We start from the raw sequence: 23,033 nt of genomic DNA, 5'->3' as shown, positions 1-23,033 counted from the left end.
TGAGCAGCGGGAATGACTCCTGCATTGCGCCACGATCGCCCGGCGCATACCCCTCGCATGCCTTCACGGCCACCGATACAGGGCCCTTGTAGGGGGGGTGATAGTGGTCCACCGGCACGGCCGGAATGTGACGCTGAAGCCTCCGTCAAAAAGTCTGCCCGTCTGCCCGTCCGCCCGCGTCGTCCACGAGTCTCCCTTTTTTCCTGAGAGGTGTTCCGCCATGCTGCGAACCGAATTGATCCGGCCGGTGCCCCAGCTGCTGAGGGCGAACGCCGATCGCTTCGGAGCGAAGATCGCCTACCGTGACGCCACCCGCGCCGTGACCCACGCCGAACTGGAGATGCGCACCCGCAGGCTCGCCGGCCACCTGGCCACGCTGCGGCTGCAGCCCGGCGACCGGGCCGCGATCCTGCACGGCAACAGCGTGGAGTTCGTCGAGAGCTACCTGGCGATCACCCGGGCGGCAGCCGTCGGCGTCCCCCTCAACCCCCGGCTGACCGAGCCCGAACTCGCCCACCTCCTCACCGACAGCGGCGCCCGGGTCCTGATCACCGAGCCCGCCCTCCTGGACACCGTCGCCCCTTTGGTCAAGGACCGCCCGCACCTGAAGGTCCTCGTCACCGGAGAGGGGCCCGCCCCCGCCGGCACCGTCTCCTTCGAGCAGCTCGCCACGACCGAACCGGCCGAGCCCGCCCGCGACGACCTCGGCCTGGACGACGTCGCCTGGATGCTCTACACCTCCGGCACCACCGGCCGCCCCAAGGGCGTGCTGTCCACCCAGCGCAACTGCCTGACCTCGGTGGCCGCCTGCTACGCCCCGATACCCGGCCTCACCCACGAGGACCGCCTGGTCTGGCCGCTGCCGCTGTTCCACAGCCTCGCCCACATCGTCTGCGTGCTGACCGTGACGGCCGTGGGCGCCACCGCCCGCATCGTCGACGGCTTCTCCGCGCAGGAGATCCTCGACGCCGTGACCGAGGAACGGGCGACGTTCCTGGCGGGCGTGCCGACGATGTACCACTACCTCGTGCAGGCCGCGAAGGCCGGCGACTTCACCGCGCCCGATCTGCGGATGTGCCTGGTCGGCGGGGCCGTCACCACCGCCGAGCTGCGCCGCTCCTTCGAGGAGGTCTTCGGCGCCCCGCTGCTGGACGCCTACGGCTCCACCGAGACCTGCGGCTCCATCACCATCAACTGGCCCACCGGCGCCCGCGTCGAGGGCTCCTGCGGGCTGCCCGTGCCCGGCCTGGACGTGCGGCTCGTCGACCACGACAGCGGCCTGGACGTCGAGGCCGGCGCCGAGGGCGAGGTCTGGGTCAAGGGCGCCAGCGTCATGGTCGGCTACCACAACCAGCCCGAGGCCACCGCCGCCGCCCTGCAGGACGGCTGGCTGCGCACCGGCGACCTGGCCCGCCGCGACGAGCAGGGCTACTTCACCGTCACCGGCCGCATCAAGGAACTGATCATCCGCGGCGGCGAGAACATCCACCCCGGCGAGGTGGAGGAGGTCCTGCGCACCGTCCCCGGCGTCGCCGACGTGGCGGTCACGGGCCGGCCCCACGAGGTGCTCGGCGAGGTCCCGGTCGCCTTCCTCGTCCCCGGCCCCCAGGGCGTCGACCTCCAGCGCCTCTTCGAGACCTGCCGCCGGCACCTGGCCTACTACAAGATCCCCGAGGAGCTGTACGAGATCGACCGCATCCCCCGCACCGCCTCCGGCAAGATCATGCGGCATGTCCTGCTCGGCCGCCCGGCCCGGCTGCGCGCCTCCGGCGACGGCCGCTACCAGGCCCTCCTGCGCACCGACTGGCTGCCGCTGCCCTCGGTGCCCGCCCCGCAGCCGGCAAGCGGCCGCTGGGCGCTGGCCGGCGACATCCACGGCAGCCGCCTCACCGCCGCCCTGCGCGAGCGGGGCGACAGTGTCGAGACCCATCTCTCCCTGGGCGGCCTGGCCGACCTCGCCGACGTCGACGCGCTCGCCGGGATCGACGCCCTCGACGCCCTGGTGGAGGACCTCGCCGCCGGAGCCCAGGCCCCCGACACCGCCGTCCTGCTGCTCGGCGACGTGCACGGCACCGGCCCGGCCGGCCGCACCGAGGGCATCGAGGCGCTCGCCGCCCGGCTCGGCCAGGCACTCGACGGCTGGCTCGCCGAGCCGCGCACCGCCCGCCTGCCGCTCGTCCTGGCCACCCGCGACGCCGTCGCCACCGGCCCCGACGACGCCCTCGACGGCCTCACCCACGCCGCCGCATGGGGGCTCGTGCGCACCTACCAGAGCGACTTCCCCGGCCGGTTCGCCCTCATCGACCTCGGCGCCGACGAGGAGGACGACGCGCCCCGGCTCGCCGCCGCCCTCGCCCTGGCCGTCGCCTCCCGGGAACCGCAGAGCGCCGTGCGCGACGGAGTCGTCCTGCGCCCCCGGCTGGTACGCGCCGCCGCCGTCGGCAGCGCCCACGCCGCCACCGGCGCGCGCCGCACCGGCCTGCCCGACACCAGCGGCACCGTCCTGGTCACCGGCACCGACCCGGTCATCGCCGAGCACCTCACCCGCCACCTCGCCGCCGTCTACGGCGCCCGCCGCATCCTGCTGGCCGGCCAGGACGGCCGATCCCACGCCGACCTGCGCGACGAACTCGCCCGCGCCGGCACCGACCTGCACCTGGAGACCTGCGACATTGCCGACCGCAAGGTCCTCGCCAAACTGATCGCCCGGGCCGCCGCCCCCGTCACCGCGATCGTGCACACCGCCGGCCACGAGGACCTCGACACCCGCCAGGGCCGCCGCCGCGCCCTCCAGGGCGCCCTCACCCTGCACGAGCTGACCAAGAACTCCATGGTCGCCACGTTCATCACGGTCAGCCCCGCCCACGGCCTGACCGGCACCCCCGGCCACCCGGGCGCCGCTGCCGCCGCCGCGGCTCTCGACGCCCTCGCCGGCCACCGCCACGCCCGCGGCCTGCCCGCGCTCTCGCTGACCCTGGGACCCGTGTCACAGACCGCACCCGCCACGCCGGACACCGACCACACCGCCCACCACCTGCCCTGGCCCGTGCGCACCCTGTCGGTGCCCCAGGCGCTCACCATGTTCGACGCCGCGCACACCGTCGCCCACCCCCAACTGGCCCTCCTGCGGCCCGACGCCGGCGCACTCGGCGACCGCGAGGTGCCCGCCCTCCTGGCCGACCTCATCGACACCCCGCGCACCGCCGCCCCCGACGCACACGCCACGGACACCCTGCGCGCCCACCTCACCGGCCTCACCGACACCGAGCAGGAGCGCCACCTGCTTCAGCTGGTGGCCCAACAGGTCCGCGCCATCGCCGGAGCGGCCGCCCTCGATGCCGGCCGCAGCTTCAAGGAACTCGGCTTCACCTCCGCCACCGCCGTCGAACTGCGCAACAAGCTCACCGAGGCCACCGGTCTGCAACTGCCCGTCACCCTGGCCTTCGACCGGCCCACACCCGCCGCCGTCGCCGCCCAGCTGCGCCGCCTGCTGACCGGCCTGCACGACGAGGAGGAGGAGCCCGCCGCCGAAGCGGCACAGAGCGCCGCGTCCGACGAACCGATCGCGATCGTCGCCATGGGCTGCCGGCTGCCCGGCGGCGTGGCCAGCGCCGAGGAACTGTGGCGGCTGGTCGCCGACGGCACCGACGCCATCAGCGAATTCCCCGACGACCGCGGCTGGGACCTGGAACGCCTGCACCACCCCGACCCCGACCACCCCGGCACCTCCTACACCCGCCACGGCGGATTCCTTGCGCAGATCGCCGAGTTCGACGCCGCCTTCTTCGGGATCTCCCCCCGCGAGGCCGTGGCCATGGACCCCCAGCAGCGCCTGCTGCTGGAGACCTCCTGGGAGACCCTCGAACGCGCCGGCGTCGACCCCAGCGGCCTGGGCGGCGCGCACATCGGCGTCTTCAGCGGCCTCATGCACCACGACTACGGCAGCAACATCCAGCAGGTCCCCGAAGGCACCGAGGGCTACATCGGCATCGGCATCGCCGGCAGCGTCGCCTCCGGCCGCGTCTCCTACACCCTCGGCCTGGAGGGCCCCGCGGTCACCGTCGACACCGCCTGCTCCTCCTCCCTGGTCGCCCTGCACCTCGCCGTCCGCTCCCTGCAGAGCGGCGAGTGCACGATGGCCCTGGCCGGCGGCGCAGCCCTGATGCCGACTCCCGGCGTCTTCATCGAGTTCTCCCGCCAGCGCGGACTGGCCACCGACGGCCGCGCGAAGGCCTTCTCGGCCGCCGCCGACGGCACCGCCTGGTCCGAGGGCGTCACCGTCGTCCTCCTGGAGAAACTGTCCGACGCACGCCGCAACGGCCACCCCGTGCTCGCCCTGGTGCGCGGCACGGCCGTCAACCAGGACGGCGCCTCCAACGGCCTGACCGCCCCCAACGGCCCCTCCCAGCAGCGCGTCATCCGCCAGGCCCTCGCCAACGGCCGGCTGGCCTCCACCGACGTCGACGTCGTCGAGGCGCACGGCACCGGCACCACCCTGGGCGACCCGATCGAGGCCCAGGCCGTCATCGCCGCCTACGGCCAGAACCGGCCGGAGGACCGCCCGCTGTGGCTGGGCTCCCTGAAGTCGAACATCGGACACGCGCAGGCCGCCGCCGGCGTTGCCGGCGTCATCAAGATGGTCATGGCCCTGCGCAACGAGGAGATGCCCAAGACCCTCCACATCGAAGAGCCCACCCCGCACGTCGACTGGTCCAAGGGCGCGGTCGAACTCCTCACCCAGGCACGCCCCTGGCCCCGCGAGGAGGGCCGTGTGCGCCGCGCGGGCGTCTCGTCGTTCGGGGTGAGCGGCACCAACGCGCACGTGGTGATCGAGGAAGCACCTGCCGAGGAACCCGCCGCGCCGGCGGGGGAGTTCACCGGTCCGCTGCCGTTCGTGGTCTCGGCCCGGTCCGCCGTCGCGCTCAAGGCGCAGGCCGAGCGGCTCGCCGACCACCTGGAGCGTGAGCGGCCCGCCCTGGCCAACGCCGCGTACTCCCTGCTCACCTCCCGCGCGGCACTGGAGCACCGCGCCTGCGTCGTCGCAGGTGACCTGCCCGAGGCGGTGGCCGGGCTGCGCTCGCTCGCCGCGGGCCAGGACAGCACGGTTATGGGCGGCCGGCTGGCGGTGCTGTTCACCGGGCAGGGCGCCCAGCGCATCGGCATGGGGCGGGAGCTGTATGCGACCTACCCGGTGTTCGCCGCCGCCTTCGACGAGGCCGTGACGGAACTGGACCGGCACCTGCCCAGGCCGCTGAAGGAGGTCGTCCTCGGCGATGCGCAGGCGTTGGAGCGCACCGAGTTCACGCAGCCCGCGCTGTTCGCCGTCGAGGTCGCCCTGTTCCGGCTGGCGCAGTCCTTCGGCGTCAGGCCGGACTTCGTGGCCGGGCACTCCATCGGCGAGCTGGCGGCGGCGCATGTGGCCGGGGTGTGGTCTTTGGCGGACGCGGCGCGGCTGGTGGCCGCGCGGGGCCGGCTGATGCAGGCGCTGCCCGCGGGCGGCGCGATGATCGCCGTGCAGGCGAGTGAGGAGGAGGTGCTGCCGCTGCTGACCGGCGGCATCGGTATCGCCGCCATCAACGGGCCCGCCTCCGTAGTCGTCTCGGGTGTCGAGGAGCAGGCCGAGGCGGTCGGCGCGCACTTCGCCGCCCTGGGCCGCAAGACCAAGCGCCTGACGGTGAGTCACGCGTTCCACTCGGTGCTGATGGACCCGATGCTGGAGGAGTTCCGGCAGGTGGCCGCCACCCTCACCTACCACGAGCCGCACACCGGTGTCGTCTCAGGCGTCACCGGAAGACTTGCGGCCCCGGGCGAGCTGACCTCGCCCGAGTACTGGGTGCGCCACGTCCGCGACGCCGTCCGCTTCGCCGACGGCATCACCGCGCTCCAGACGCAGGGCGTCACCGTCTTTGTGGAGGCCGGCCCCGACGGCGTGCTCACCGCCCTCGCCCAGGGCATCGTCACAGACCCGGCAGGCACCGCCTTCGTCACCCTGCTGCGCGGCGGCGACGCCGAACCGCGCTGCGTCGTCACCGCATTCGGGCGGCTCTTCGAGTACGGCGTCGCCCTGGATGCCGAGGCCCTCTTCGCCCACACCGGCGCGCGCCGCGTCGACCTGCCGACCTACGCCTTCCAGCGCGAGCGGTACTGGCTGCAGGACGTGGGCCCAAGCGCGGACGTCTTGGGCGCCGGACTCGCCGGAGCGCAGCACCCCCTTCTCGGTGCGATCACCCCGCTGCCGGAGTCGGGCGGGGTGCTGGCGACGGGGCTGCTGTCGCTGCACAGCCACCCGTGGCTGGCGGACCACGCGGTGGCCGGCACGGTCGTCGTCCCGGGCGCAGCCCTGGTCGAGCTGGTGGTGCGGGCCGGTGACGAGGCGGGCGCGAGCACCATCGAGGAGCTGGTGATCGAGGCCCCGCTGGTGCTTGCCGCCGCGGGCGGGGTGCGCGTCCAGGTGATCGTGGGCGCACTTGAGGACGGGCGGCGCGGCGTCAGCCTGTACTCGCTCGCCCAGGACGCCGGCCCGCAGTCGCCGTGGACAAGGCACGTGACCGGCTCCCTCGTCGAACAGGCCGGAGAGGCGGGGGAGTTCGACTTCACGCTCTGGCCGCCCCCGGGCGCCCGGAAGCTGGACCTCGACGGGTTCTACGAGAGCCGGCGCGCGGCCGGCCTGGAGTACGGAGTCGCCTTCCAGAACCTGAAGCACATCTGGCGGCGCGGCGGCGAGATCTTCGCCGACGTCGAGCTCCCCCAGGGGCTCACCGGCGACCACTTCGCCCTCCACCCCGCGCTGCTCGACGCCGCCCTGCACAGCACGATGTTCCTGCCCGGGCAGGAGGCCGGCACCGGGCAGATTCTGCTGCCGTTCGCCTGGAACCAGGTGGCCCTGCACGCCGGCGGCGCGAGCGCGCTGCGCGTGCGGGCGGTCGCCTCCGGCACCGACGGCGTCTCGCTGAGCCTCGCCGACCCCAGCGGCGAGCCCGTGGCCGACATCGGGGCGATGGTGCTGCGGCCCGTCTCCGGCGACCAACTCAGCGCCGCGCGCACACCGGTTGCCGACTCGCTGTTCCACATCGACTGGATGCCGCTGACCGCACCCGCCGACCAGATGGTGACGGCGGACCTCGACGACGCCGTCGTCGACCTCACCGCTCCCGGCGCCGACGACAGCGACGGCGCCCTCGAACTGGCCGGCCGGGTGCTCGCCGTCGTGCAGGCCCACCTCGGCGGCGCTAACGGCCGGCTGGTCGTGCTGACCCGTGACCCGCTCGCCGATCCGGCCGCCTCGGCGATCTGGGGCCTGGTGCGCTCCGCCCAGTCCGAGAACCCCCACCGCATCGTCCTGGCCGCGATCGACGACGACCCCGCCTCCCGCGACGCGCTGCCCGCCGCCCTGGCCACCGGCGAACCGCAACTGGCCGTCCGCGCGGGCCGCGCGAGCACGCCCCGGCTGGCCCGCGCCGCCGCCTCCCAGACCCTGACGGTCCCGGCCGGCACCGACGCCTGGCACCTCGACGTCACCGCGGCCGGCACCCTGGAGAACCTGGCGCTGCTGCCCAGCCCCCAGGTCCGCGAGCCGCTCGCCGAGGGAGAGGTCCGCATCGCCGTACGGGCGGCCGGCCTGAACTTCCGTGACGTGCTGATCGCGCTCGGCATGTACCCGGGCAAGGCCCACTTCGGCGGCGAGGGCGCCGGCGTTGTTCTGGAGATCGGCCCCGGCGTCACCTCGCTCGCCCCCGGTGACCGGGTGATGGGCCTGCTGCGTGACGGCTTCGGCCCCCAGGCGCTCGCCGACCACCGCCACCTGGTACGGATGCCCGCCGGGTGGACGTACGAGCAGGCGGCCGGCGTGCCGATCGTCTTCAGCACGGCGTACTACGGCCTGTTCGACCGGGCCGGGCTGCAAGCCGGCGAGTCCGTGCTGGTGCACGCCGCCGCGGGCGGCGTCGGCATGGCCGCCGTCCAGCTGGCCCGCCACGCCGGCGCCGAGGTGTTCGCCACCGCCAGCCTGGGCAAGTGGGACGCGCTGCGCGCGAACGGCCTGGACGCACCGCACATCGGCAACTCCCGCACCCTCGACTTTCGCGAGCGCTTCCTGGCGGCCACCGACGGGCGGGGCGTGGACGTCGTACTCGACGCCCTGGCCCACGAGTTCGTCGACGCCTCCCTCGACCTGCTGCCGCGGGGGGGACGCTTCCTGGAGATGGGCAAGACCGACATCCGCGACGCCGACGAGGTGGCCGCCGCCCACCCCGGCGTCGCCTACCAGGCCTTCGACCTCGTTGAGGCCGGGCCGGACCGGGTCCAGGAGATCCTCACCGAACTCCTCACCCTCTTCGAACGGGGCGAGCTGACCCCGCTGCCGGTCCGGGCCTGGGACGTCCGCAAGGCCCCCGAGGCATTCCGCCACGTCAGCCAGGCCCGCCACATCGGCAAGGTCGTCCTGACCGTGCCGCGCACCCTCGACCCCGAGGGAACGGTGCTCATCACCGGCGGTCTGGGGACACTGGGCCGACTGATCGCCCGGCACCTGGTCACCTCGCACGGGATACGGCATCTGCTGCTCGTGGGCCGGCGGGGCACCGCCGCCGAAGGCGCGGCCGAACTCCTCGCGGAACTCGCCGAATCGGGAGCCCAGGTGCGCATCGAGGCCTGTGACGTCTCCGACCGGGAGGCCCTGCGGGCGCTCATCGCCTCGGTGGAGCGGCCGTTGACCGCGGTCGTGCACACGGCCGGTGTGCTGGACGACGGTGTGATCGCCGCCCAGTCACGCGAGCGGCTGGAGAAGGTGTTCAGGCCGAAGGCGCAAGCCGCCTGGCACCTGCACGAGCTGACCCGTGACCTGGACCTGGCGGCCTTCGTCGTGTACTCCTCGGCGGCCGGAGTCCTCGGCAACCCGGGCCAGTCCAACTACGCGGCAGCCAACGGCTACCTGGACGGCCTCGCCGGGCACCGCCGCTCGCTGGGACTGCCCGCCACCTCGCTCGCCTGGGGCATGTGGTCCGAGGGCATGGCCGGGTCGCTGGACACCGCGGCCCTGCAACGCAACCAGCGCGACGGCATGCTCGGCATCACCGCCGAGACGGGCAACGCCCTCTTCGACGCCGCTCTGCGCTCGCCCCAGGCCACGCTCGTCCCGGCCCGCCTCGACCTGGCGGGCCTGCAGTCCAGGGCCGCGAGCCAGGCCGTACCGCAGCTGCTGCACGGTCTCGTACGACAGGGCCGGCAGAGTGCGAAGGCGCATGCCGCGGCGCAGGGTTCGCTGCGCCAGGAGCTGACGGTGCTGTCCCGCCAAGAGCGCGAGCTGCATCTGCTCGACCTGGTCCGCACCCAGGCGGCGACCGTCCTGGGGCACTCGGCCGCCCACGCCATCGACGGCGAACGCGCCTTCAAGGACACCGGCTTCGACTCGCTGACCTCCGTCGAACTGCGCAACCGGCTCTCGGCCGCGAGCGGGGTCAAGCTCTCGGCGACCGTGGTCTTCGACTACCCCACGCCGGCCGCCCTGGCCGGCCACCTGCACGACCAACTCGGCCTCGACGACGGTGACCGGCCGGCCGCGAGCACGACGCCCGCCCAGGGCGCCACCGCGACGCCCCAGACCGATGAGCCGATCGCGATCGTCGCCATGGGCTGCCGCTTCCCCGGCGGAGCCACCGGCCCGGCGGAGCTGTGGCGGCTGGTCGCCGACGGCCTCGACGTCATGGGCGCCTTCCCCGACAACCGCGGCTGGGACCTGGACACCCTCTTCGACCCGGACCCGGACGCCGTCGACAAGTCCTACGTCGACCGCGGCGCGTTCCTGCACGACGTCGGCGAGTTCGACGCGGGCTTCTTCGGGATCTCCCCGCGCGAGGCCCTCGCCATGGACCCCCAGCAGCGGCTCCTCCTCGAAGTCAGCTGGGAGACCCTGGAACGGGCGGGCATCGACCCGGCCACCCTGCGCGGCTCGGACACCGGCGTCTTCACCGGCCTCATCAGCCACGACTACACCGTCCGCCTCCAGCAGGCGCCCGCGGAACTCCAGGGCCTCAGGCTGACCGGCACCGCGGGCAGCGTCGCCTCCGGCCGCGTCTCCTACACCCTCGGCCTGGAGGGCCCCTCCCTCAGCGTCGACACCGCGTGCTCGTCCTCGCTGGTCGCCCTGCACATGGCCGTACGGGCGCTGCGCAGCGGCGAGTGCTCGATGGCCCTCGCCGGCGGCGCGATGGTCATGGCGACGCCGGACACCTTCGTCGAATTCTCCCGCCAGCGCGGACTGGCCCCGGACGGCCACGTCAAGGCCTTCTCGGCCGCCGCCGACGGCACCGCCTGGTCCGAGGGCGTCGGCGTCCTGCTGGTGGAGAAACTCTCCGACGCACGCCGCAACGGCCACCCCGTGCTCGCCCTGGTGCGCGGCACGGCGGTCAACCAGGACGGCGCCTCCAACGGCCTGACCGCCCCCAACGGCCCCTCCCAGCAGCGCGTCATCCGCCAGGCCCTCGCCGACGGACACCTCACCCCGGCCGACGTCGACGCGGTCGAGGCGCACGGCACCGGCACCGCGCTGGGCGATCCGATCGAGGCCCAGGCGCTCCTGGCCACCTACGGACAAGACCGCGACGACCGCGATCCCCTCTGGCTCGGCTCCGTGAAGTCCAACATCGGTCACTCGCAGGGCGCCGCCGGCGTGGCGAGCATCATCAAGATGGTGATGGCGCTGGAGCACGAGGTGCTGCCCCGGACGCTGCACGTGGAGGAGCCGACACCGAAGGTGGACTGGTCGGCGGGCGCGGTGGAGCTGCTCACCGAGGCGCGCGCGTGGCCCCGGCAGGAGGGCCGGGTGCGCCGCGCGGGCGTCTCCTCGTTCGGGGTGAGCGGGACGAACGCGCATGTGGTGATCGAGGAAGCACCGGCCGAGGAACCCGCCGCGCCGGCGGGGGAGTTCACCGGACCGCTGCCGTTCGTGGTCTCGGCCCGGTCCGCCGTCGCGCTGAAGGCGCAGGCCGAGCGGCTCGCCGACCACCTGGACAGCGAGGAGTTTGTCCTGACGGACGTCGCCCATTCGCTGGTCGCCTCCCGTGCGGCTCTGGAGCACCGTGCCGTGGTCGTCGCCGCGGACCGTGCGCAGGCGGTGGCCGGGCTGCGGGCGGTGTCCGGACAGGTGCCTGCGGTTACGGGCGGCCGGCTGGCGGTGCTGTTCACCGGACAGGGCGCCCAGCGCATCGGGATGGGGCGGGAACTGTATGCGACCTACCCGGTGTTCGCCGCCGCCTTCGACGAGGCCGTGGCGGAACTGGACCGGCACCTGCCCAGGCCGCTGAAGGAGGTCGTCCTCGGCGATGCGGAGGCGTTGGAGCGCACCGAGTTCACGCAGCCCGCGCTGTTCGCCGTCGAGGTCGCCCTGTTCCGGCTGGCGCAGTCCTGGGGCGTCAAGCCGGACTTCGTGGCCGGGCACTCCATCGGCGAGCTGGCGGCGGCGCATGTGGCCGGGGTGTGGTCGCTGGCGGACGCGGCCCGGCTGGTGGCCGCGCGGGGCCGGCTGATGCAGGCGCTGCCCGCGGGCGGCGCGATGATCGCCGTACAGGCGAGTGAGGAGGAGGTGCTGCCGCTGCTGACCGACGGCATCGGTATCGCGGCGGTCAACGGGCCCGCCTCCGTGGTGATCTCGGGCGAGGAGGGACCTGCGGAGTCCGTCGCCCGTGTCATCGCCGAACTGGGCCGCAAGACCAAGCGCCTGAGCGTCAGTCACGCGTTCCACTCGGTGCTGATGGACCCGATGCTGGAGGAGTTCCGGCAGGTGGCCGCCACCCTCACCTACCACGAGCCGCACACCGGTGTCGTCTCAGGCGTCACCGGAAGACTTGCGGCCCCGGGCGAGCTGACCTCGCCCGAGTACTGGGTGCGCCACGTCCGCGACGCGGTCCGCTTCGCCGACGGCATCACCTCGCTCCAGACGCAGGGCGTCACCGTCTTTGTGGAGGCCGGCCCCGACGGCGTGCTCACCGCCCTCGCGCAGGAGATCCTCGACGGCGCCGACGTCCGGCTCGCGACCCTGCTGCGGCGCGGACGCGACGAGGCCGAGTCCGCGCTGGCCGCGCTGGGCGCGCTGCACTGCGCGGGGCGCGCGGTCGACTGGGCCGCGCTCTTCGCGGGCAGCGCAACGCGCCGGGTCGAGCTGCCGACCTACGCCTTCCAGCGCGAATGGTACTGGCCGCAGGACCGGGGCCAGGCGGGCGACGCCTCGTCGCTGGGGCTGAGCGGCGCGGACCATCCGCTCCTGGGGGCGTTCGCCCCACTCCCCGACGGCGGCGGGGTGCTGGCGACGGGGCTGCTGTCGCTGCGCAGCCATCCGTGGCTGGCGGACCACGCGGTGGCCGGCACGGTCGTCGTCCCGGGCGCCGCCCTGGTCGAGCTGGTGGTGCGGGCCGGTGACGAGGCGGGCGCGAGCACCGTCGACGAGCTGGTCGTCGAGGCGCCGCTGGTCCTGCCCGAGAGCGGCGGCGTACGCCTGCAGGTGTCGGTGGCGGCCCTCGACGAACTCGGCCGACGACCGGTCACCGTCCACTCGGCCCCCCAGCACGCCGGACCGCAGACACCGTGGACGCGGCACGTCACCGGCTTCCTCACCGAGCAGGCCCCAAACGCCGGCTTCGACCTCGGCCAGTGGCCGCCGGCCCAGGCGGAGCAGGTCGCCGTCGACGGGTTCTACGACCGCCAGCTCGACGCCGGTTACGCCTACGGGCCCGCCTTCCAGGGCGTGCGGGCCGTGTGGACCCGGGGCGAAGAGGTGTACGCGGAGGTCGTGCTGCCCGAGGGGCAGTCCGCCGAAGGCTTCGGCATCCACCCCGCCCTCCTGGACGCCGCCCTGCAGACGAGCGGACTGCTCCCGGCGAGCGGCGACCCGGCCCCGGGGACGACCCGGCTGCCGTTCGCCTGGAACGAGGTGTCCCTCTACGCCTCCGGCGCCACCGCACTGCGCGTGCGCGCAACCCGCAGCGGCACCGACCAACTCACCCTGGACATCGCCGACCACACCGGCGCCCCCGTCGCCGCCATCGGCGCCCTCACCATGCGCGAGGTGGCCGCCGGGCAACTCGCCACGGCCGGTGTCCCGGACCACGAGCACCTCTACCGCGTGTCCTGGAACCCCATCGCGCTGCCCGAGCCCGCCACCGCAAACCGGCCGGCTCCGGTCGCCGTCGCCGACGGGGCCGCCGTACGCGCACTGGCCGCGTCCGCGCCGAAGTGGCTGCTGCTGGAACTGCCGCACGGCAACAGTGCCTTCGAGGCGACGGCCCGCACGCTCGACGTCCTGCAGGCCTGGCTGGCCGAACCGCGCCTGGACGGCTCCCGGCTCGCCGTCGTCACCCGCGGCGCGGTCCGCGACGTGAGCGACCCGGCGGGCGGCGCGGTCTGGGGGCTCGTGCGCACCGCGCAGTCCGAGAACCCCGGCCGGATCGCCCTGGTCGACCTGGACGACGCGTCCGCCGCCCGGTTGCCGGCCGCCCTCGCCTCGGGCGAACCCCAACTCGCCCTGCGCGACGGCGAGGCCACCGTGCCGCGGCTCACCCGCGAACCCAGGGCCGCCCAGGACACCTTCGGCGGACTCGACCCGCAGGGCACCGTCCTGATCACGGGCGGTCTGGGGACGCTGGGCCGGCTGGTGGCCCGCCACCTGGTCGACAGGCACGGCGCCCGGCACCTGCTGCTGGTGGGCCGGCGCGGTCCGCAGAGCGAGGGGGCGGCCGAACTCGCGGCACAGCTGAAGGAGCTGGGTGCCGCTCAGGTGCGGATCGAGGCGTGCGACGCCTCCGACCGGGCCGCACTCCAAGCCCTCCTGGCCTCCCTGGAACGGCCATTGACCGCGATCGTGCACACGGCGGGCGTACTCGACGACGGCGTCATCGCCGCCCAGTCGCGGGAGCGGCTTGAGAAGGTGTTCCGCCCGAAGGCGGACGCCGCCCGCCATCTGCACGAGCTGACCCGGGGCACGGATCTCGCCGCCTTCGTCCTGTACTCCTCCGCAGCGGGCGTCCTGGGCAACCCGGGCCAGGCCAACTACGCGGCCGCCAACGCCTACCTGGACGCCCTCGCCGAGCAGCGCCGCTCGCAGGGCCTGCCCGCCACCGCCCTCGCCTGGGGCATGTGGGCCGAGGCGAGCGGCATGACCGCCCACCTCGACGGCACCGACCACGAACGCGGCAGGCGCGGCGGCATGCTGGGCCTGCCCACCGCCGAGGCCCTGGCGCTGCTCGACGCCGCGCTCGGCTCGACCCAGGCGCTCCTCGTACCGGCCCGGCTCGACCTGGCCGACCTGCGCTCCCGCTCCTCGGACGGCAGTGCGGTCCCGGCGATCCTCCAGGGCCTCGTACGGCCCTCCGCACGCCGCAGTGCCAAGGCCGCCGCCGTACCGGCCGGGGAGAGCCTCCTGCAGCGACTCGCCGGCAGGACCGTGCCCGAGCGCGCACAGCTGCTGCTCGAGGTGGTGCGGGTGCAGGTTGCCGCGGTGCTGGGGGTGGCCAACCCGGCCACCGTCGACGCCGCCCGGGCGTTCAAGGACGCGGGCTTCGACTCCCTGACGGCCGTGGAGTTCCGCAACCGGCTCACCGAGGCCACCGGCGTACGGCTGCCCGCGACGCTGGTCTTCGACCACCCCACGCCGGCCGCCCTGGTCGAACTCCTCCAGGAGCACCTGCGCCCCGCCAAGCCCGAGAGCGCCGAGGCGCTGTCCGTCCTGCACGAACTGGACCGCCTGGAGCGGGCGATGACGGCCGGCCCCGCCGACGACGGCACCGACCCCGCCGAACGGGCCCGGCTGGTCACCGAACGGCTCAAGGCGCTCACAGCCCAGTGGCACAACCTCCACCCCGACCACCACGAGGACCAGGACGTGGACCTGGAGACGGTCTCCGACGACGAGATGTTCGCCCTCATCGACAACGAGCTCGGTCTGTCCTGACGGACGGCAAGCGGACCACACGCACAGCGAAGGGACACAGCGACAGACATGAGCACAGACACCGCACACGACGCCCGCAGCAGTGAGGACAAGCTCCGCGAATACCTCAAGAAGGCGCTCACCGACCTGCGCAGGGCCAACGGCCGGCTGCGCGAGGTGGAGGACGCCCGGCACGAGCCGATCGCGATCGTCGGCATGGCGTGCCGGCTCCCCGGCAAGGTCACCGCACCGGCGGACCTGTGGCGGCTGGTCGCCGACGGCACCGACGCCATCACCGAGTTCCCCGCCAACCGCGGCTGGGACCTGGACACCCTCTTCGACGACGACCCCGACCACGCCGGCACCTCCTACGCCCGCCACGGCGGATTCCTGCACGACGCGGGCGCCTTCGACGCGGGCTTCTTCGGGATCTCCCCGCGCGAGGCCCTCGCCATGAACCCGCAGCAGCGGCTCCTGCTGGAGACCTCCTGGGAGACCTTCGAACGCGCCGGCATCGACCCGACCGGCCTCGGCGGGCAGAGCATCGGCATCTTCACCGGCGTCATGCACCACGACTACGCCCCCATCGGGCAGCGCATCCCGCCGTCCGTCGAGGGCATGCTCGGCATCGGCAACTCCGGCAGCGCCACCTCGGGCCGCGTCTCCTACACCCTCGGCCTGGAGGGCCCCGCGGTCACCGTCGAGACCGCCTGCTCCTCCTCCCTGGTCGCCATCCACCTGGCCGCGCAGTCCCTGCGCACCGGCGAGTGCACGATGGCCCTCGCGGGCGGCGTCGCCGTGATGGCCACGCCCGACGGCTTCATCGAGTTCTCCCGCCAGCGCGGACTGGCCCCGGACGGCCGCGCGAAGGCCTTCTCGGCCGCCGCCGACGGCACCAACTGGTCCGAGGGAGCAGGCCTGCTGCTCCTGCAACGCCTCTGCGACGCGCGCCGCGACGGCCACCGCGTGCTCGCCGTCATCCGCGGTACGGCGGTCAACCAGGACGGTGCCTCCAACGGCCTGACCGCCCCCAACGGCCCCTCCCAGCAGCGCGTCATCCGGGCCGCCCTGGCCGACGGCCGGCTGACCCCGGCCGACGTGGACGCGGTCGAGGCGCACGGCACCGGCACCGCCCTGGGCGATCCGATCGAGGCCCAGGCCGTCATCGCCGCCTACGGCCAGAACCGGCCGGAGGACCGCCCGTTGTGGCTGGGCTCCCTGAAGTCGAACATCGGACACGCGCAGTCGGCCGCCGGCGTCGCCGGCGTGATCAAGATGGTGATGGCGCTGGAGCACGAGGTGCTGCCCAGGACGCTGCACGTGGAGGAGCCGACGCCGAAGGTGGACTGGTCGGCGGGTGCGGTGGAGCTGCTCACCGAGGCGCGCGCGTGGCCCCGGCAGGAGGGCCGTGTGCGGCGGGCGGGTGTGTCCTCGTTCGGGGTGAGCGGCACCAACGCGCACGTGGTGATCGAGGAAGCACCGGCCGAGGAACCCGCACAGCAGGAAGCAGAGTTCACCGGTCCGCTGCCGTTCGTGGTCTCGGCCCGGTCCGCCGTCGCGCTGAAGGCGCAGGCCGAGCGGCTCGCCGATCACCTGGAGAGTGAGCGGCCCGTCCTGGCGGACGTCGCGTACTCGCTCGCGACCAGCCGTGCGGCTCTGGAGCACCGGGCGGTGGTGGTGGCTGCCACCCCCGAGGAGGCGGTGGCCGGGCTGCGGGCGGTGTCCGGACAGGTGCCTGCGGTTACGGGCGGCCGGCTGGCGGTGCTGTTCACCGGGCAGGGCGCCCAGCGCATCGGGATGGGGCGGGAGCTGTATGCGACCTACCCGGTGTTCGCCGCCGCCTTCGACGAGGTGGTGGCGGAGCTGGACCGGCACCTGCCCGTCCCGCTGAAGGACATCGTCTTCGAGGGTGCGGCTGATGTGGAGCGCACCGAGTTCACGCAGCCCGCGCTGTTCGCCGTCGAGGTCGCCCTGTTCCGGCTGGCGCGGTCCTGGGGCGTGAAGCCGGATTTCGTGGCCGGGCACTCCATCGGTGAGCTGGCGGCGGCGCATGTGGCCGGGGTGTGGTCGCTGGCGGATGCGGCGCGGCTGGTGGCCGCGCGGGGCCGGCTGATGCAGGCGCTGCCCGCGGGCGGCGCGATGATCGCCGTGCAGGCGAGTGAGGAGGAGGTGCTGCCGCTGCTGACCGGCGGGGTGGGTATCGCGGCCATCAACGGACCCACATCCGTAGTCGTCTCGGGCGTCGAGGCGCAGGCCGAGGCGGTCGGTGCGCACTTCGCCGCCCTGGGCCGCAAGACCAAGCGCCTGACGGTGAGTCATGCGTTCCACTCGGTGCTGATGGACCCGATGCTGGAGGAGTTCCGGCAGGTGGCTACCGGGCTCACCTACCACGAGCCGCACACCGGTGTCGTCTCAGGCGTCACCGGAAGGCTTGCGGCCCCGGGCGAGCTGACCTCGCCCGAGTACTGGGTGCGCCACGTCCGTGACGCCGTCCGCTTCGCCGACGGCATCACCGCGCTGCACGAGCAGGGCGTCACCGTCTTTGTGGAGGCCGGCCCCGACGGCGTGCTCACCGCGCTGGGGCAGGAATGCGTCACGGAGGGGACGTTGTTCGTGCCCTTCCAACGCGCGAACGTCTCCGAGGCGCGGGCCGCGGTGACTGCCGTCGGACGGCTCTTCACCGCCAAAGTCACCCCCGCCCTGGCCGCGCTCGCGCCGGGCGGGCGCCGCATCGACCTGCCGACCTACGCCTTCCAGCGCGACTGGTACTGGCTGCGCCCCCTGGAGACCCGTTCCGACGCCGTCTCGCTGGGTCTCGCCTCCGCCGGCCACCCCGTTCTCGGTGCGATCACCTCGCTGCCGGAGTCGGGCGGGGTGCTGGCGACGGGGCTGCTGTCGCTGCGCAGTCATCCGTGGCTGGCGGACCACGCGGTGGCCGGCACGGTCGTCGTCCCGGGCGCAGCCCTGGTCGAGCTGGTGGTGCGGGCCGGTGACGAGGCGGGCGCGAGCACCATCGAGGAGCTGGTGATCGAGGCCCCGCTGGTGCTTCCCGCCTCGGGCGGGGTGCGCGTCCAGGTGGCCGTGGGCGCACTGCAGGACGGGCGGCGCGGCGTCAGCCTGTACTCGCTCGCCCAGGACGCCGGCCCGCAGTCGCCGTGGACAAGGCACGTGACCGGCTCCCTCGTCGAACAAGCCGGCGGTGCGGGGGAGTTCGACTTCTCGCTCTGGCCGCCCGCGGGCGGCCAGAAGCTGGACCTCGAGGGGTTCTACGAGGGCCGGCGTGCGGCCGGCCTGGAGTACGGAGCCGCCTTCCAGGGCCTGAGCGCCGTATGGACCCAAGGCGAGGAGGTGTACGCCGAGGTCGTCCTGCCGGACGGACAGGAACCCGGGGCCTTCACCATCCACCCCGCCCTGCTGGATGCGGCCCTCCAGGCTGGCGTCCTGTGCGGCGCGGACACCGGGCAGACGCGGCTGCCGTTCGCCTGGAACCAGGTGGCCCTGCACGCCTGCGGCGCCACCGCGCTGCGCGTGCGGGTGGCCCCGGCCGGTGCCGAGGGCATCAAGCTGGAGATCGCCGACGACACCGGCACCCCCGTCGCCTCGATCGGCACCCTCGTCACCCGCCCGCTGTCGCCCGAGACTGTCGGCGTCTCCCGTGCGCTCGACGCCCTGTTCCGCATCGAGCGCACGCCCGTGACGGTCGGCGCCGAGGACGTGCCGTTCGTCGTGACCGGCACCGACCTGGGTGGGCTCGAAAGCGACCTGCCCGCCGTCGTCATCGCCGACCTCACCGAGGCCCAGGCGGCGGACGGGCCCGCCCGGGCCCTCGAACTCGCCGGCCGCGCACTTGAGTTGGTGCAGGCCTGGCCCGCCGGCTCCGAGTCGACCCTCGTGCTGCGCACCAAGGGCGCCGACGCCGCCGACCCCGCGGCCGCCGCCGTATGGGGGCTGGTGCGTTCCGCCCAGACGGAGAACCCCGGACAGTACGTCCTCGTCGACGCCGACGACAGTGTCGCACCGGGACGGATCGCCGCCGCGGCCGTCGTGGGCGAGCCGCAACTGGTGATCCGTGACACGAGGGTCGCCGCCCTGCGCCTCGCCCGCGCCAGCGGCACCGCCACACCGGCCGGCCGGCCCATCGACCCCGAGGGCACCGTCCTGATCTCCGGCGGCACGGGCACCCTGGGCGCCCTCCTCGCCCGGCACCTGGTCACCTCCCACGGGGTGAAACACCTGCTGCTGGCGGGGCGGCGGGGTATCGCCGCCGAAGGTGCGGCCGAACTCGTGCAGGAGCTGGGTGAGCTGGGTGCCGTGGTGCGCGTCGAGGCCTGCGACGTCTCCGACCGTGAGTCCCTGCGGGCTCTGATCGCCTCGGTGGAGCGGCCGTTGACCGCGGTCGTGCACACGGCCGGTGTGCTGGACGACGGTGTGATCGCCGCCCAGAGCCCCGAGCGGCTTAAGAAGGTGTTCCGGCCCAAGGCGCAAGCCGCCTGGCATCTGCACGAGCTGACCCGCGACCTGGACCTGGCGGCCTTCGTGCTCTACTCGTCCCTCGCCGGCACCGTCGGCAGCGCGGGCCAGGCCAACTACGCGGCCGCCAACGCCTACCTGGACGCCCTCGCCGAGCACCGCCGCTCGCTGGGACTGCCCGCCACCTCGCTCGCCTGGGGCGTGTGGGAGCAGGACGGCGGCATGCAGGACTCGCTCGCGCACAGCGACCGCGAGCGGATGAGCCGCAGCGGTATGCGGGCGCTGGCCGGCGACGAGGGGCTGGCCCTCTTCGACGCCGCGCTGCACGCCCCCCACGCGGCGCTGGTCGCGGCCCGCTTCGACTTCGCGGCCCTGCGCGGCCGCAGCGGCCCCAACGCCGTACCCGCCGTGCTGCGGGCGCTGGTCCCGCCGGTGCGCAGGCCCGCACGGGGGGCGGCCGGGGCCAGGGCGGTGGAGTCCCTCGCCGAGCGGCTGGGCGCGCTGGCGCCCCAGGAGCGGCACCAGGTTGTGCTCGACCTGGTCGCCGAACAGGCCGCCGCGGTGCTGGGCCTGGCGGGGGCCGACCAGGTGGCCGAGGACCAGGCGTTCAAGGACCTGGGCTTCGACTCGCTGACCGCGGTCGAGCTGCGCAACCAGCTCGCCGCCCGCACCGGCGTGCGGCTGCCCGCCACCCTCGTCTTCGACCACCCGACGCCGACCGCGCTCGCCCGGCGGCTGCAGGAGGCGCTGGTGCCGAGGGCGCCGCAGGAGAGGGGCGAGCAGCCGGCACCGTCCGGCCCGCCGGCCGGGACGGCGGACGAGCTGATCGCCGGCCTGGACGTGGAGAGCCTCGTGGCGCGCGCCCTGAGCGGTGCGGCCCACTGATTCGGTCTCGGACCGGGAGAGAAGATCATGACTGTTTCCGACGAACGACTCGTCGAGGCGCTGCGCGCGTCCGTCACCGACAACGAGCGGCTGCGGCGGGAGAACGAACGCATCAACGCCGCCACCCGGGAGCCGGTGGCCATCGTGGGCATGGCCTGCCGGCTGCCGGGCCAGGTCAGCTCGCCCGAGCAGCTGTGGGACCTGGTCTCCGGCGGCCGCGACGCCGTCACCGGCCTGCCCGCCGACCGGGGCTGGGACCTGGAGGGCCTCTACCACCCCGAGCCCGGCCACCCCGGCACCACGTACGTGAAGGAGGCGGGGGTCCTGCACGGCGCGGGCGCCTTCGACGCCGGCTTCTTCGGGCTCTCCGAACGTGAGGCCCTGGGCACCGACCCGCAGCAGCGCATCCTGCTGGAGCTGGTCTGGGAGGCGCTGGAGCGGGCCGGCATCGACCCGCACACCGTCCGCGGCAGCGACACCGGCGTCTTCGCGGGCCTGATGTACCACGACTACGCCAGCGGGGTGCGCACGCTCCCCGACGGCGTCGAGGCGTTCCTGGGCCTGGGCCGCTCCGGCAGCGTGCTGTCCGGCCGGGTCTCCTACCTGTACGACCTGACCGGCCCCTCCGTCACCGTGGACACCGCCTGCTCCTCCTCGCTGGTCACCCTGCACCTGGCCGTGAAGGCGCTGCGCGGCGGCGAGTGCTCCCTGGCGCTGGCCGGCGGGCTCGCCGTGATGGCCACGCCGGACGCCTACGTCGGCTTCGCGGCGCAGCGGGCGCTCGCCCCCGACGGACGTATCAAGGCCTTCTCGTCCTCGGCGGACGGCACCAACTGGGCCGAGGGCGCGGGCGTGCTGCTCCTCGAGCGGCTGTCGGACGCGCGCCGCAACAACCACCGCGTGCTCGCCGTGGTGCGCGGTACGGCCGTCAACCAGGACGGCGCCTCCAACGGCCTGACCGCCCCCAACGGCCCCTCCCAGGAACGGGTCATCCGGGCCGCCCTGGCCGACGCGGGCCTGACACCCGCCGACGTGGACATGGTGGAGGGACACGGCACCGGCACCGTCCTGGGCGATCCGATCGAGGCGCAGGCGCTGCTGGCGACGTACGGCCAAAGCCGCCCCAAGGGGCGCCCGTTGTGGCTCGGTTCCCTGAAGTCGAACATCGGGCACGCGCAGGCCGCCGCCGGGGTCGCCGGGGTCATCAAGACCGTGCTGGCACTGCGCCACGAACAACTCCCCAAGACGCTGCACGTGGAGGAGCCGACGCCGAAGGTGGACTGGTCGGCGGGCGCCGTCGAACTGCTCACGAAGGCCCGCCCCTGGCCCCGGGAGGAAGGACGCCCGCGCCGGGCGGGCGTGTCCTCGTTCGGCATCAGCGGCACCAACGCGCACGTGCTGCTGGAGGAGAGCGCACCAGAGCCCGCCGACGGGTCCGGCTCCCCGCGGGCCGCCGGACCCGTCGCCTGGGCCCTGTCCGCGAAGACCGCGGACGCCCTGCGCGCCCAGGCCGCCCGGCTCGACGCCTTCCTGGACACGGCAGGCGCCCCCGGCGACCCGTACGACCTCGGGGGAGCCCTCGCGCTGACCCGTACCGCCTTCGACGAGCGGGCCGTGCTCGTCGGCGAGGACATGGCCACCCTGCGCGCCAAGGTCCGCGCCCTCGCCGAGAACGGCACGGGCTCGCTGCCGGGCGTGGCCCGCAACAGCCGCACCAAGGGCCGCCTGGCGGTGCTGTTCACCGGACAGGGCGCCCAACGCGTGGGCATGGGACGGGAGCTGTACGAGACGTATCCCGTCTTCGCCAAGGCCTTCGACGCCGTCGCCGCCGAACTCGACCGGCAGCTGCCCGCCCCGCTCAAGGGCGTCGTCTTCGAGGGCGAGGGCGATCTGGACCGCACCGAGTTCACCCAGCCCGCGCTGTTCGCGACCGAGGTGGCGCTGTACCGCCTCTACGAGTCCTGGGGCGTGCGCCCGCACGCCCTGGCCGGGCACTCCATCGGCGAGCTCACCGCCGCCTACGTCGCCGGGGTGTGGTCGCTTACGGACGCGGCCCGGCTGGTGGCCGCGCGGGGCCGGCTGATGCAGGCGCTGCCCGCCGGCGGCGCGATGATCGCCCTACAGGCCACCGAGGACGAGGTGCTGGCGCTGCTGACCGGCGAGGTGGGTATCGCGGCCGTCAACGGGCCGCGGTCCGTGGTCATTTCGGGCGCCGCGGCCCAGACGGCGGCGATCGGCGCGCACTTCGCCCACCTCGGCCGCCGGACGAAGAAACTGACCGTCAGCCACGCCTTCCACTCGCCCCTGATGGACCCGATGCTCGAGGAGTTCCGGCAGGTCGCCGCCCAGCTGACCTACAACGAGCCCCGCATCCCCGTCGTCTCCACCCTGACCGCAGCGCCCGCGACCTCGGACGAGCTGACCTCCCCCGAGTACTGGGTCCGGCACGCCCGCGGCGCCGTCCGCTTCGCCGACACCGTGCGCACCCTGCGCGCCCAGGGCGTGGCCACCTTCCTGGAGGCCGGCCCCGCCGCGGTGCTGTCCGCGCTCGGCCCCGGCTGCCTGGACGCCGGCGATGACGGCGCCGTCTTCCTCCCCGCCCTGCGCGTCGACGCCCCCGACACGCAGGGCGCGCTCACCGCGCTGGGCGGGCTGCACACCCGGGGCGTACCCATCGACTGGACGGCGCTGTTCACGGGAGCACGGCGGGTGGACCTGCCGACGTACGCCTTCCAGCGCCGCGACTACTGGCTGGAGGCCG

General features: G+C 74.2%; 1 protein-coding gene and 1 pseudogene. Both read left to right on the top strand.

What is annotated here, in order from left to right; translation table 11 throughout:
* Positions 1–220 precede the first annotated feature (220 nt).
* Entirely contained in the window at positions 221–14,938 is a 14,718-nt protein-coding gene (locus tag ACZ60B_RS27600) for an SDR family NAD(P)-dependent oxidoreductase (protein WP_469391485.1), read from the top strand.
* A 93-nt stretch (positions 14,939–15,031) separates the two neighbouring features.
* Positions 15,032–23,023, top strand: a pseudogene (locus ACZ60B_RS27595) (SDR family NAD(P)-dependent oxidoreductase); the annotation flags it as partial.
* Positions 23,024–23,033: the final 10 nt, after the last annotated feature.

The sequence above is a fragment of the Streptomyces sp. NPDC104096 genome, assembly GCF_055584385.1.
The sequence above is the reverse complement of the archived record's forward strand: the minus strand, read 5'-3'. Positions and strand labels throughout refer to the sequence as shown.